Here is a 13,080-nt window from a genome sequence, read left to right as displayed (position 1 = left end):
ACGGCGCCAAGCTTCCACTTCGGCTCCGTAAGAGGCTCGCCGCTCCGGCGGGCCTCTTTCGTTTCGGGTCGACGATGTGCCTTGCCGCCCGCCGACGCATCGCTCTAGCGTGCGCTGCGCTGCCTTGTGATGACGCTGCGCATGGCGAGCACCAGCACGGTGATGATGATCAGGATCACCGAGAGCGCAGCGATCGCCGGGTCGATGTTGTCGCGCAGGCCCATCCACATCAGGCGCGGCAGGGTGATGGCGTTGACCGAGGTGATGAACAGCGTCACGCCGATCTCCTCCCAGGAGAGCACGAAGGAGAGCAGCGCCGCGGTGACGATGCCGAACTTGATGTTGGGCATGATGACGCGCGTCGCGCGCTCCCACACGCTGGCGCCGAGCCCGCGCGCGGCAAGGTCGATGCGCCGGTCGAGCTGGCTGAGCGACACCAGGATGAGCACCGTGGCGAAAGGCACGGTCATCACCGAATGCGCCATGGCGACGCCCAACCAGGTATCATACCCGAAGAAGGAGGTGATGCCGGAAACCGAGGTGAGCAGGAAATAGAGCGTCACCGCCGAGACCACCGGCGGCACCACCATCGGCAACAGCACGAAGCCGACAAGGGCGGCGGTGAAGCGCGGCTGGAACATCCACACGCCGAGGCTGAAGGTGAGGGCAAGCGCGGTTGAAAGGATGCTGCTGACGATGCCGATCCTGAGCGAAAGCAGGATCGAGTCAAACCAGCGCGGATCCTCGATCAGCGAGCGGTAGTGGCGCAGCGACAGTTCACCCGTCGGCATGGTCAGCATCCGGCTCGGCGTCAGCGACACCGGGATGACGGCAAGCAACGGCATCAGCAGGAACAGCGCCACCAGAAAGGCGAGGAGCAGCGAGACGGGGCCGGGGCGGTAGGTCGGCATCTCGGCTACACCAATTGCTTCGGTTTGACGTAGCGGAACAGCAGCGCCATCAGCGCGCCGACGAACACCACCAGCACGACGCTGATCGCCGCGCCCAGCCCCCAGTCCGGGCTCTGGAAGATGCGCAGATAAATCAGCTCTGCGATCATGACGCTGCGGCCGCCGCCAAGGATTGCCGGCGTGACGAAGAAGCCCAGCGAGAAGACGAAGGTGATCAGCGCAGAGCCGATGATGCCGGAGCGCGTCATCGGCACGAACACCGTCCAGAAGGTGCGCATGCGGCTGGAGCCAAGGCCGCGCGCCGCAAGCAGCACGCGCTCGTCCAGGCTACGCATGGCGGATGCCAGCGGGAATACCGCGAAAGGGATGAGAAAATGCGACATGCCGACGATGACGCCGAACTCGTTGCGCACCAAAGTCAGCGGCTCCGAGATGAAGCCGACCGATTGCAGCCAGGTGTTGATCAGGCCGCGGTTGGAGAGCAGCGCGACCCAGCCGAAGGCGCGCGTCAGCACCGAGATCCAGAAAGGCACCAGGATGCAGAACTCGGCCAGCACACGCTGCACCGGACTGCCGCGCACCCACACCACGGTGATGGCATAGGCGGCGGTGACCGAGACCACGGTGACGATCGCCGCGATGCGCAGCGTGCGGATGAACACCGACTGCACCAGGTCGTCGGTGAGCAAAGCGTGGTACTGGCCGAGGCCTGGCGTTGGGAGGGTAAAACTCCACTTCACCACGCCGAGGAAGGGCCAGGCATAGGCAAGGATCAAAAACAGGAGCAGCGGCGCCATCAACAGCGCCGCGCCCATCCTGTCGGAGAGGGGGCCTCTCATCGGTCAGAAATCTCGGCCTGATCAGGCCGAGATGATCTTGGTGTATTCGTCGAGCGCGGCGCCGTAATTCTTGGCGTACCACTCCATGTCGAGCGGGATCTGCTTCTTCATGTTGTCCGGATCGACCGGGTTGATGCGCTTCTTGTCGGCCGGGATCAGCGCATCGGCCGCCGGATTGGCCGGGCCCTGTCCGAGCTTGTCGAACATCACCAGCTCCTTCTGCGGATCCTGGGTGCTGGCGATGAACTTCATCGCCGCGTCCTTGCCGCCGGGATTGTTCTTCAGCACCGCCAGCGCGCCGGGCGAGATCAGGCCCTGGTCCCAGATGAACTTGATCTGGCCGCCGGAGTCCTGCTCGATCAACGAGGCGCGGGTCGACCATACGATCGCCATCGAAGCCTCGCCGTTGAGCAGCACGCTCTGGCTTTCGGCGCCGCCGCCCCAATAGGAGACGACGTTTTCCTTGAAGGCGGCGATCTTGTCATGCGCGCGCTTCAGGTCGAGCGGATAGAGCGAGGCGGGTGCCACACCGTCGGCCAGCAGTGCCGCTTCCCAGCTCGACACGCCCCATTTGTAGAGCGAGCGCTTGCCGGGGAATTTCTTGACGTCGAAGAAGTCGGCCATTCCGGTCGGCGCGTTGGAGCCGAATTTTTGTGAGTCGTAGGCGATCACATAGGAGAAGAAGTAGGTCGAGGCGGCATATTCCCAGCCGAAGCCCGGCCGCATCTTGCTCTTGTCGACGACCTTGTAGTCGATCGGCTCGAGCATGCCCTGGCCGCCGAGCGTGATGGCCGAGAACGGATCGACGTCGACCAGGTCCCAGGTCGGCGCGCCGCTCTTGTACTGCGCGGCGATAGCACCTTCGGTCGGGCCGGAGCCGTCCATCTTGACCGGGATGCCTGTTTCCTTGGTGAAGGCCTGGCCGTAAGCGGCATCGTAAGCCGTTATGGCGTCGCCGCCCCAGTTCACCAGCACCAGCCCTTTGGTCTCGGCTTGAGCGCCGGTCGAGCGCAAAAGCATCGGCGTGCCGGCGAGCACGAGGCCCGCAAGCTGCGCGAACTGCCGGCGCGATATCTCGCCGCGCTTGGTCCGCTCGGCGAGGGATTCGATCGTCTGTTTCTTGGTTTCGTTCGTCATGTCAGTTCCCCTTGTTGTCGTTGATTTTGAACCGGAAGCCGGGCGGCGAATTAAGGCCGCGGCGGCGCTCTCTATTGTCCTCCGTCCGGAAGGAGGAAACCCTTTTCCGCCGGCCAGGTCAGCCAGACGGAATTGCCTTTGCTCAGCGCCGCGGCTGCGACCTCGTTCGGCACCGATACGGTGACCTTGGCGCCCTGGCGCGTGGTGAGGTCGAGCTTGGTCGCGGCACCGAGATAAGTCGAGGCGACGGCCGTCGCCGCGATGCCGTTTTGGTTGGCGAACGCTTCCGGCGCGATCGACATGTCCTCGGGGCGGATGGCGAGGATGGCGTCGCCTTTGATCGCCTCGGCCTTGCAGCGCATGTTGACCGCGCGGTCTTCGCAGAGCCCGGTCGCGCCATTGTCGGCGGGGCGCACGCCCTTCACCGGCAGCATGTTGATCTCGCCCAGGAACTCGGCGACGAAGCGGTTGGTAGGCCGGTTATAGACCTCGTCAGGCCTGCCGACCTGCAACAGCTTGCCGTGGTTGAAGATGGCGACGCGCGACGACAGCGCCAGCGCCTCGCTCTGGTCGTGCGTAACGAAGACGAAGGTGGTGCCGGTCTCCTGGTGCAGCCGCTTCATCTCGGCCTGCATCTGGCCGCGCAGGCTCTTGTCCAGCGCCGAGAACGGCTCGTCGAGCAAGAGCACGCCCGGCTCGAACACCAGTGCGCGGGCCAGCGCCACACGCTGCTGCTGGCCGCCGGAAAGCTGCGCCGGCAGCTTCTTCTGATGGCCTTTCAGTCCGACGCGTTCGATCATCTCGCCGACACGGCTTTTGATCTCTGCGGCGGATTTCTTGCGCACCTTGAGCGGGAAGGCGATGTTCTGTTCCACGCTCATATGCGGGAACAAAGCATAGCCCTGGAACACCATGCCGGCGGCGCGTTGCTCGGCCGGCCGGTTGGTGATGTCGACACCGTCGCTGAAAAGCTTGCCTTCGCTCGGCTGCACGAAGCCGGCGAGGATCATCAGGAAGGTGGTCTTGCCGGAACCGGATGGTCCGAGCAGCGTCAGGAATTCGCCGCGGCCGATATCGAGCGTCAGATTATCCAGCGCCCGGAACGAGCCGAAGCTCTTGCCGATCCCGTTCGCCTTGATCTCTGCGGCCCGGCCGGGTTGCTGCATCCTGCCTCTATCCTCACCGTCAAGCCAAATCGTAGGCACGGCTGCGGCTCACCGCAACCGAATAGTTTTCGCCTGATCGGCAAATTTGATTCACGCGTGGTGCGGAGCGGCGACGCGGCAGCGCCGATCTCAATACTTAGCCAGGCTGCTCTCCGACAGCTTCGCCCTCAGCCAGTCGCCGAAGGCATTGAGCACCGGGTGCCCCGCCTTGGCGTGCTCGAAGACCAGAAAATAGGAGCGCGGCGACGGGACGGTCGCCTCGAACGGCTTGACCAGCCGGCCTTCGCTCAGCGCCTGGCGGCCGGTCAGCTCGTCGCCGAGCGCAATCCCCTGGCCGGCGATTGCCGCCGAAAAGACCAGATTCATATCGGAAAAGAAGATGCCGCCTTCGGTATCGGGATTTTCCACCTTGGACAGCGCCAGCCAGCGCGCCCAGTCCTCGGTGTCGGAAAGATGCAGGAGGTTGGCGCGCAGCACGTCGGCGGGTTTGGAAAAACCGCCGACCTTGTTGAGCAGTCTCGGGCTGCAAAGCGGCGTGAAGGAGACCTCGCACAGCAGTTCCACCGCCCGGTTCGGCCAGTTGCCGACGCCGAAGGCGATGAAGGCGTCGGCATCCGGATTGCTGACATCGTCGAGCCGCCGCGGCGTGAGCACCGAGAGCGTCACGTCCGGGTACATCTGCTGGAACTCGCCGATATGCGTGCACAAAAACATTGAGGCGAAGCCCGGCGGGCAGGAGATAGCGAAGGAGCCGCCGACGCCGGCGCCGCTGTTCTGAGTCCTCGCATCGCCAAGCACGGTCAGCGCCTTTCGGACGTCGGCCGCGTAGCGCTGGCCGCGCGGCGTCAGCGCCACGCCCTTGCCGATGCGCTGCAGGAGATCGAAGCCGAGGTCGCGCTCGAGCAGCCGCAACTGATGCGAGACGGCGCTGCGGGTGAGGTGGAGTTCGTCGGCGGCGCGCCAGACGCTGCCGTGACGGGCGAAGCTGTCGAGGGCGCGCAGCGCCTGCGTGGATGGTATTCGCAAGAGGCCTCAGGTGAACCGAATTTGCACGAGCCGGGAAAACATATCACTTTTTGATGCGCGGCTTCACTGCTTTCTTTTAGGCATGGACAAACCGGTGACGACCTCGGCGCAAGAAACCGCTTTAGCCTGCATCGACAGCATCCAGCCGCTGCTCTCGGCCTGGACGCGCACCATCTTCGACTTTGGCGAAACCGCCTGGCGCGAGTACCAGTCGGCGGCCTGGTATGTGGATCGGCTGAAGCGCGAAGGCTTTTCGATCGAGGAAGGCTCGGGCGGCATGCCCACTGCCTTCTGCGCCCATTGGACGAATGGCGACGGCCCCGTGATCGGCATGTATGGCGAATACGACGCCGTGCCCGGCAATTGCCAGGACGCAGCGACGGTGAAACGCGCGCGGCCGGGCCTTGGGCAGGAGGCGGGTGGCCATACCGATCCGCATTCGGGCCTCGGCATCGGCAGCCTCGGCGGGCTTTTGGCCACCAAGGCGGCGATGCTGGAACACGGCATCAAGGGCACGCTGCGCTTCACCGGCGAGCCGGCCGAGAAGGTGAGGGGGTCGAAACCGATCCATGCGGCCAAAGGCTATTATGACGGCCTTGCCGGCATGATCTCCTTCCATCCCTTCTACATGCTGCCGCTCTGCAACACCGCGCGCTGGGATACGCATTGCGGCGCCGCCTATTCGATGATCTACCGCTTCGTCTGCGACGAGCCGGAAAATTGGGTTCGCGCCAGCGACGCAGCACCCATCCCGCAAGCGCATTCGGCGGTCCGGGCGCCCGGCGCCAACGACGCGCTGATGATGATGTACATGGCGTCCAAGGCGCTGCGCGATTCCATGCTGACGCATCAGGGCGGCTGGTCGATCAGCGAGGCAATCCTGACCGCGGGGCAGGCGACCGCTGACAACCTTCCGGCCGGCCTTGCCGAGATCCAGTACATGATCCGCGTGCCGACCATTGCCATGGCCGAGCAGGTGACTGCCGTTCTCGACCGCAACGCGCAAGCCGCGGCAAATATGAGCGGCTGCCGCCATGAGCGCCGCTGGGTGTCGAAGTCGCGCCCGGGATTGGCCAATCACGCCATGGCCGGCATCACCTATCAGGCGCTTTCGACCGTGGGTGCGCCGCGCTGGAACGAAGAGGCGAGGGCGATCGCCCGCGAGGTCCAGGTCAATGCCGGCGGCGAGGCGACGGAGAACCCGTTCATCGACGAATTGGAGCGGCTGATTTCGCCGCAGGACGCCGAGGCGATCCTGCGCCGCGACCTGCCGCCATCGCAGGTGAACTCCACATCTGACGATTACACCGACATGAGCTGGCATGCGCCGACATCGCGCTTCTATGTCGCCCGTCCGGCGCTGCGCGCGGCCAAGGGCCATGCTTATCCGGCCTGGGTGATGAACGCGCTGGGCGGCATTCCGGCGACCATCGACCCGATGGTCACCTGCGCCGCGAAGACGGTTGCGCTCACCGCCCTGCGCTTGCTCGAGGACAAGACCGCGCGCGACGCCGCGATGGACGAATTCGTCAAGCGAACCGGCGGCGGCGTCGGCGGCTCGAACTGGATCGCGCCGCTCTGCGACTACGAACCGCCGATCAACTTCCGCTGGCCCGAATATGTCACCACGCCGCGCGGGCGCGACTGGTGGATCCCGGCCGCCTCCATCTCATGACACGAAACAAACCATCCCGAGGAGAACACCATGACCGTCCATGACCGCATCGTCGCCGAGCCGTTCTCGCTGCAGCGCCGCAACCCCAATGGCGGCACCAAGCCGCTGACCGCCTGGGGCTTCGCCAACGAGACTGATGTGCTGACCGACGTGCTGCTCGGCTCGCCGAACTTCCTGCGTCACCTGTCGACCAGCTCGCTGTCGCGCAAGCATCTGCGCGAGGCGCCTTGCAACATCCAGATCGCGCAGGCGCAGCACAAGGACCTTGTCGCGGCCTATGAGCATTTCGGCGTCAACATCCACTGGCACGAGCCGACGCCGGAACTGCCGATGCAGGTCTATTCGCGCGATTCCAGCGTGATGACTCCTTACGGCGCCTTCATCACCGCCATGGCCAATTGGTGGCGGCGCGGCGAGAACTATGCGGCCATCCGCACGTATGAGAAGCTCGGCATCCCGATCTACGACATGGTGACCGCCGGCACCTTCGAGGGCGGCGATTTCAACGTAATCGAGGAGGGCGTGGTGCTGATCGGCTGCGGCGGCGCCCGCACGCAGGAAGAAGGCGCGCGTCAGGTGCAGGCCTGGTTCGACAAGGAAGGCTGGGAGACGCGGCTCGCCTTCATCGACGAATATTACGTCCATATCGACCTGATGGTGGTGCCGATTGCCGAGAAGCTCACCGCCGTCTGCCTCGCCTGCACCGAGCCCGGCATTGTCGACTGGCTGAAGGGAAAGGGCCACGAGATCATCGACGTGCCCTTCCAGGACACGATGGCGCTCGGCTGCAACTTCATGTCGCTCGGCAAGGACAGGGTGATCGCGCCGACGTCGAGCAAGACGCTGATCGGCCAGCTGAAGGCGCGCGGCTTTGAGGTCGCCGCTGTCGACATGAGCGAAATCTCCAAGACCGGCGGCGGCATTCACTGCATGGCGCAGGCGCTGAAGCGCGTGCCGGCGTAACGGATTTCGAAGCTCCGAAATTCCAGAAGGGGAACGCCTACGCCCTGGCCGGTCGGGCCAGGGAGATATTTCTTTTGCAGTCCCGGCTTGTCAGGAGACTTCGTCATATCCGTTCCGATCATCCTGGCCCTACGCTAGGCTCCGGCCAGCCGAAACAGGATTGCCGCAACGATGATCGTCCAGGCCTGCATCAACGGCGCCCGAGCCGCTGGCTTCCACCCCGCATTGCCGCTCGATCCCGAGGCGATGGCGCGCGACGCCGCCGCCTCGATCGCGGCGGGCGCAGCCGAGCTGCACGTGCACGCGCGCAGCGCCGATGGTCGGGAGAGCCTGGCGCCGCAGGCGATGGACAGCACGGTCGCAGCACTCCGCCGCGCCTGTCCAGGCACGCTGATCGGCGTCTCCACCGGCGCCTGGATCGAGAAGGACGATTTGCGCACGCTGGTTGCCATTTCCGGCTGGCGCGAGCTGCCCGATTATGCCTCGGTCAATCTCAGCGAGACGGCGGCGCCCGTCGTCATGGAAAGCCTGCGCCAGCGCGGCATCGCCATCGAAGCCGGGCTCGCTTCCATTGCCGACGCCGAGCGTCTCGTCGGTCTCGACCATGGCGGGCGGGTGCTGCGCGTGTTGGTCGAGATTTCCGAGCAGGCGCTGGATGAAGCCTTTGCCGTGGCAGATGGCATCGAGACTGTGCTGGAACGCGCCGACATCCGCCGCTCCATCCTGCTGCACGGCGAGAACGCCACGGTTTGGCCATTCGTGGAAAGGGCGGCCGCGCGGAAGTTGTCGACGCGGGTCGGGCTGGAGGACGGCAAGGAATTGCCGGATGGAAGCGTGGCGGACGGCAACGCCGCGTTGGTGGCTGCGGCGGTGGCGATTTACCGCGCTCGGTGATCTTGTTCCTCGCCTCCACGAAGTGGGGGAGAGGTGGCTCGGCGAAGCCGAGACGGAGAGGGGGAGCGCCCTACGGAGACCCCCTCTCCGTCCGCTTCGCGGACACCTCTCCCCCGCCTTTGGCGGGGGCGAGGAAAGCGCTACTGCGTATCCGCGATGGCCCTCAACTCGGCGCGCTTCTCATCCGACACAACGGCAAGATCCAGCACCTTCTGCAGACCCGCCGCGTGGCGGAAGGTCGGCTCGGTCTGCGCGCCGCTCTTCACCGCCTCGACAAAGCGCTGGTAGTTGGTCGGGACGGTGCCGGCGTCGAGCTCTTCCCATTTGGCGTTCTCGACATTGTCGCCGACGCAGGCCTTGAGCATCGAGCCGTCGAGATTGTGCACCACCTCGATCCCGCCCTTGTCGCCATGGATGCGCAGGCGCAACTCGTTGATGTGGCCGGTGGCCCAGCGGCTGGCATGCACCACGCCGAAGGCGCCGTTGGCGAAGTCGAGCGTCATGGCGAAACTGTCGTTGGCGTCGAGCTGGTACTCGCCGATGCGGTTGCCTGGCGCCTTGTCGAAGGCGCGCAGCCTGCAGAAGACATGGTCGATATCGAGCGCCGCGCCATAGCTGGCGAAATCGAGGATGTGGATGCCGACATCGCCGAGCACGCCGTTCGAGCCGTGGCCGCGCGACAGCCGCCACAGCCATTTCGGATCGGTGCGCCAGTCGCCCCAGAATTTCGACACCAGCCAGCTCTGCAGGTAGGACGCCTCGACATGGCGCACCGTGCCGATCTCGCCGGCCTGCACCATCCGGCGCGCCTTCTGCAACGCGGCGACGTTGCGATAGGTGAGGTTGACCATGTTGACGATGCCGGCGGATTCTGCGGCATCGGCCATTTCGCTAGCTTTGCGGAAATTTTCCGCCAGCGGCTTCTCGCACAGTACCGGCTTGCCGGCGGCGACCAGCGCCATGGTGGTCGGATGATGGATGCGGTCGGGCGTGACATTGGCGACCGCGTCGAAATCGCCCCAGTCGAGCGCCGCCTCCAGCGAGGTGAAGCGCTTCGGGATCTTGTAGGCGTCGGCATATTCGCCGACGCGGGCCGCATCGACATCGACGGCGCCGACGATCTCGACGCCCTCGATCGCGCCGAAGCGGCGGGCATGTTCCTGCGCCATCCAGCCGGTGCCGAGTATCAAAAGCCGCATTTTTTGTCCCTTTGAGCGATTTGGTTCGATTCAATAACGGGGGGAGAATGTGACCCGGGCGCTGTTTTGGCGCAATCCCAAACGAAGCGGAGAGGCGCTTTTTAGCGGAAGCCGGCCTCGCCATGCGCATGCAGCCTGGGCCCGCGCTCCTCGATCGGCTCCAGCGCCTTTTCCACCGGCACGTTCGGCGCGTCGAGGATGGCGGGCTTCGCCCCTTGCGGGTTGTGCGCCCACTTCACCGCATTGCGCAGCACCTTCTGCACGGTGGCGTCGTGATAGGACGGATAGGTTTCGTGTCCGGGGCGGAAGTAGAAGACATTGCCGGCGCCGCGCCGGTAGGTCAGGCCCGAGCGGAACACCTCGCCGCCCTGGAACCAGGAGATGAAGACGGTTTCCAGCGGCTCGGGCACGGCGAACTGCTCGCCATACATCTCCTCGTGCTCGAGCTCGAAGAACTCGCCGACGCCTTCGGCGATGGGGTGGCTGGGGCTCGTCACCCAGAGCCGCTCGCGCTCGCCGGCCTCGCGCCATTTCAAAGTGCAGGGCGTACCCATCAGCCGTTTGAAGATTTTCGAGAAATGGCCGGAATGGAGGATAATCAGCCCCATGCCTTGGAAGACGCGCTTCGCAACGCGTTCGACCACTTCGTCGGCCACCGCGCCATGGTCCTTGTGGCCCCACCAGACCAGCACGTCGGTTTCCGCGAGGCGGGATTCCGGCAGGCCGTGCTCCGGCTGCTCCAGCGTCGCGGTCGAGGCTGATATGCCTGCGTCGGTGTTCAACGCCGTGGCAATGGTCGCGTGCATGCCTTCCGGATAGATCGAGGCCACCACCTCATTGGTCCGCTCATGGATGTTCTCGCCCCAGACGACAGCGCGAATTGTCATGGATTGCCTCGTGAGTGATTGGGAGCCGCCCCGCGCCATAGATAGCGCCTTCGCCCGGCATTGGAAGCGGTTTTCGCAATGCGGTGAATGCCGGCGGAGTCATCATCCTGTGGTCTGCGCCGCCACGCTCCTTGCTTCGCGCTGGATGATGAGTTCGCGAGGCCGATTGGCAAGCTTCCCTTCCCGTGCGCAATATTGGCCATGGGCGAAGTGCTTGTAGGCGCAGCGATCTTTGCTTGTCTGGCCGGGGCCTCGCTGGTCAGCCTGATGGTGCACGAGCGTTTCCCTGCTCACCACCTTCAGGACGACACCAGCGCAGTGGTGCGGCTTGCCGCGAACCTGTTCGTGGTGATGTCGTCGCTTATGCTCGGCCTGATGATCAATTCAGCCAAGAACACATTCGAGGCCATCAACGGCAACGTCCACACCTTCGCCACCGATCTCATCCTGCTTGATCGTACGCTTCGACGTTACGGACCGGAAGCGGACAGCGCCCGGCAATCGCTGACCGCATACGTCCAGCGCGTCGTCGACACCTCTGCCGCCGACAGCGACACGACCGTCGTCCCGAACAGGCTGGCGGAACTGCTGCTCAATCAGGTCGGCGACATTCTGGCGGGATTGACGCCGGCGGATGCCAGGCAGACCGCCGCACAACAGGCCGCGACACAGCAACTGCAGAAGCTGATCGAGCAGCGCTGGATACTGGCCGAACAGTCCGAGGGCGCCATACCCGCGCCGCTGATCGTTCTGCTCGTCGCCTGGCTGACGCTGATCTTCGCCAGCTTCGGCTTCCGGGCGCCGCGCAACGGCACCATCGTCTTCACCTGCCTCGTTTCCGGGGCGCTGGCCGCCGCGGCGATCTATCTGATCGTCGACATGGACAGCCCGTTCTCAGGCCCGATCCAGGTCTCGCCGGCGCCCCTGCAACGGGCGCTGGCTGAACTGACGACGCAATGAGTTTACCGGCCGGGCTGGCCGAGCAATTCGACCAGCAGTCTCGCCGCTGCCTTGGCGCCGTCGGTGCGGATCATGCCGGCGATAGTGCTCGCGCGGGCGCCGGCCGCCAGCGCCGTCTCCAGCGCCGCCGACAGCGACTGCGCCGTCGGCACCTGGCCGTCATGCGCGGCCCCGATGCCCAGCTCGGCCGCCCGTCTTGCCCAATAGGGCTGGTCTCCGATCTGCGGCACGATCACCTGCGGCGCTCCCGCCCGTGCGGCGGCGACGGTCGTGCCGGCGCCGCCGTGATGGATGACGGCGGCGACGCGGCCGAACAGCGCCTGCTGGTTGACCTCGCCGACGGCAAAGCAGTCGTCGCGATCGTCGACGGGGCCCAACTCTGCCCAGCCATGCGCGAGCACCGTACGGAGGCCCTTGGCGCGGATCGCCTCGATGGCGGCGGGGCCGGCTTCGCTCGCGACCGATATGGAACCGAAGCCGACATAGACCGGCCGCGGGCCGGCATCGAGGAAGGCTTTGAGCCGGTCGGGGAGGGGCCGCTCGTCCGGCAGGATGAAGGCGCCGGTCTGCACGGCGTCGATCAGGTCCGAGCCTGGCCAAGGTCCCAGCGTCGGGTCGCAGGCGAGCAGGACGGGATTGCCGTAGACATAGTCCCGGACATTTTCCATCGGGGGCAGTCCGAGCGATGCGCGATGGCCGTTGATCGCCTCGCCGAAGAGGGCGTTCTTGGTCCGGATGTCCAGCTCCCACAGCAGCCGGTTGTCGGTCACGCCGGCCGGCAGCGGATGGCCCGGATATTCATGCGGCCGGTTGTGCGGCGATGGCAGCCAGATAGGGCAGAACGTGCCCAACATGTAGCGCATGCCGCACTGCTCCGCGACCAGCCGCGCGGCGGCGCAGGACGGGAAGAGGCCGAACGCCACCACCGCATCGCAGCCTTCGGCGGCCGCGCTCAGCGCCTCATATTGCCTGGCGACGATCTCGGCCGCCTGGCCGGAAATGAGCCGGGCCCGGTCTTCGGGCGAGGCCGATCGCGACCGATTGACCATTTCCTTCGCCCATTCGCGCACCGGCGCGAAGGCCGGTGCCAGCGGCACGCCGGCGCGGGCCAGAAGGGCGGCAAACTCCTCGTCGCCCGGTGCGCTGACCCTGGCCTCGACGCCATGCGCCTGCAAAGCCGCGCCCAACGCCGCCAAAGGCTCGACGTCGCCGCGCGAGCCGTAAGTCGATAACAAGATACGCATTCCATGCTCCGTGTCGTTTTTCGGAGCAGCGTTGATACGCCATGGCCGGGGGCTTGCCGCAAGCCCGGGCTGCGCCATATCTACCTTCTGGGAAGGGTCGTTGCTGCGTCCTCGGTCGCGTCGCTATTCGAAGCGGCGACGACATACCAAGCATCCGCGCGGATCAGCGCGAAGCCCTT

12 protein-coding genes are annotated in these 13,080 nt (G+C 65.4%); 4 read left to right on the top strand and 8 right to left on the bottom strand.

What is annotated here, in order from left to right; all coding sequences use genetic code 11:
- Positions 1-104 precede the first annotated feature (104 nt).
- From LB525_RS06380 to LB525_RS06360, 5 genes are all read right to left on the bottom strand, one after another.
- Positions 105-911: an ABC transporter permease gene (locus LB525_RS06380; RefSeq protein ID WP_224544004.1), complete on the bottom strand. Its 807-nt coding sequence runs from the start codon at positions 909-911 to the stop codon at positions 105-107.
- A gap of 5 nt (positions 912-916) precedes the next feature.
- Positions 917-1,750, bottom strand: a complete 834-nt coding sequence (locus tag LB525_RS06375; protein ID WP_095767106.1) for an ABC transporter permease — start codon at positions 1,748-1,750, stop codon at positions 917-919.
- Positions 1,751-1,771: 21 nt separating this feature from the next.
- A complete protein-coding gene (locus LB525_RS06370) occupies positions 1,772-2,887 on the bottom strand; it encodes an ABC transporter substrate-binding protein (protein WP_224524851.1) in 1,116 nt (371 codons plus the stop codon).
- A 71-nt stretch (positions 2,888-2,958) separates the two neighbouring features.
- A complete protein-coding gene (locus tag LB525_RS06365) occupies positions 2,959-4,053 on the bottom strand; it encodes an ABC transporter ATP-binding protein (RefSeq protein WP_224524848.1) in 1,095 nt (364 codons plus the stop codon).
- 129 nt (positions 4,054-4,182) lie between these two features.
- A complete protein-coding gene (locus tag LB525_RS06360; RefSeq protein ID WP_095767109.1) occupies positions 4,183-5,079 on the bottom strand; it encodes a LysR substrate-binding domain-containing protein in 897 nt (298 codons plus the stop codon).
- 82 nt (positions 5,080-5,161) lie between these two features.
- Here LB525_RS06360 and LB525_RS06355 point away from each other — a divergent pair, with 82 nt between their 5' ends.
- From LB525_RS06355 to LB525_RS06345, 3 genes are all read left to right on the top strand, one after another.
- The gene (locus LB525_RS06355; RefSeq protein ID WP_224544003.1) at positions 5,162-6,754 is read left to right on the top strand and encodes an amidohydrolase; all 1,593 of its coding nucleotides are present in this window, start codon (positions 5,162-5,164) and stop codon (positions 6,752-6,754) included.
- Positions 6,755-6,784: 30 nt separating this feature from the next.
- The gene (locus LB525_RS06350) at positions 6,785-7,717 is read left to right on the top strand and encodes a dimethylarginine dimethylaminohydrolase family protein (protein ID WP_224544002.1); all 933 of its coding nucleotides are present in this window, start codon (positions 6,785-6,787) and stop codon (positions 7,715-7,717) included.
- Between the two features lie 171 nt (positions 7,718-7,888).
- The gene (locus LB525_RS06345) at positions 7,889-8,611 is read left to right on the top strand and encodes a 3-keto-5-aminohexanoate cleavage protein (protein ID WP_224544001.1); all 723 of its coding nucleotides are present in this window, start codon (positions 7,889-7,891) and stop codon (positions 8,609-8,611) included.
- Between the two features lie 140 nt (positions 8,612-8,751).
- Here the strand turns inward: LB525_RS06345 and LB525_RS06340 are convergent, their stop codons facing one another.
- Together LB525_RS06340 and LB525_RS06335 are read right to left on the bottom strand one after the other, a co-directional pair.
- Entirely contained in the window at positions 8,752-9,810 is a 1,059-nt protein-coding gene (locus LB525_RS06340; protein ID WP_224544000.1) for a Gfo/Idh/MocA family protein, read from the bottom strand.
- 101 nt (positions 9,811-9,911) lie between these two features.
- Entirely contained in the window at positions 9,912-10,697 is a 786-nt protein-coding gene (locus LB525_RS06335) for a ThuA domain-containing protein (RefSeq protein ID WP_224543999.1), read from the bottom strand.
- 201 nt (positions 10,698-10,898) lie between these two features.
- On the opposite strand from LB525_RS06335, the gene LB525_RS06330 reads away from it, so the two are divergent.
- Complete coding sequence (locus LB525_RS06330) at positions 10,899-11,657, top strand: DUF4239 domain-containing protein (protein ID WP_224543998.1); 759 nt, start codon at positions 10,899-10,901, stop codon at positions 11,655-11,657.
- Positions 11,658-11,659: 2 nt separating this feature from the next.
- Here the strand turns inward: LB525_RS06330 and LB525_RS06325 are convergent, their stop codons facing one another.
- On the bottom strand, positions 11,660-12,901 hold the full coding sequence (locus LB525_RS06325) for a glycosyltransferase (protein ID WP_224543997.1): 1,242 nt from the start codon (positions 12,899-12,901) through the stop codon (positions 11,660-11,662).
- Positions 12,902-13,080: the final 179 nt, after the last annotated feature.

The sequence above is a fragment of the Mesorhizobium sp. CA16 genome, assembly GCF_020165175.1.
Classification (GTDB): Bacteria; Pseudomonadota; Alphaproteobacteria; order Rhizobiales; family Rhizobiaceae; genus Mesorhizobium.
This window is presented reverse-complemented; position numbering and strand designations above follow the sequence as displayed.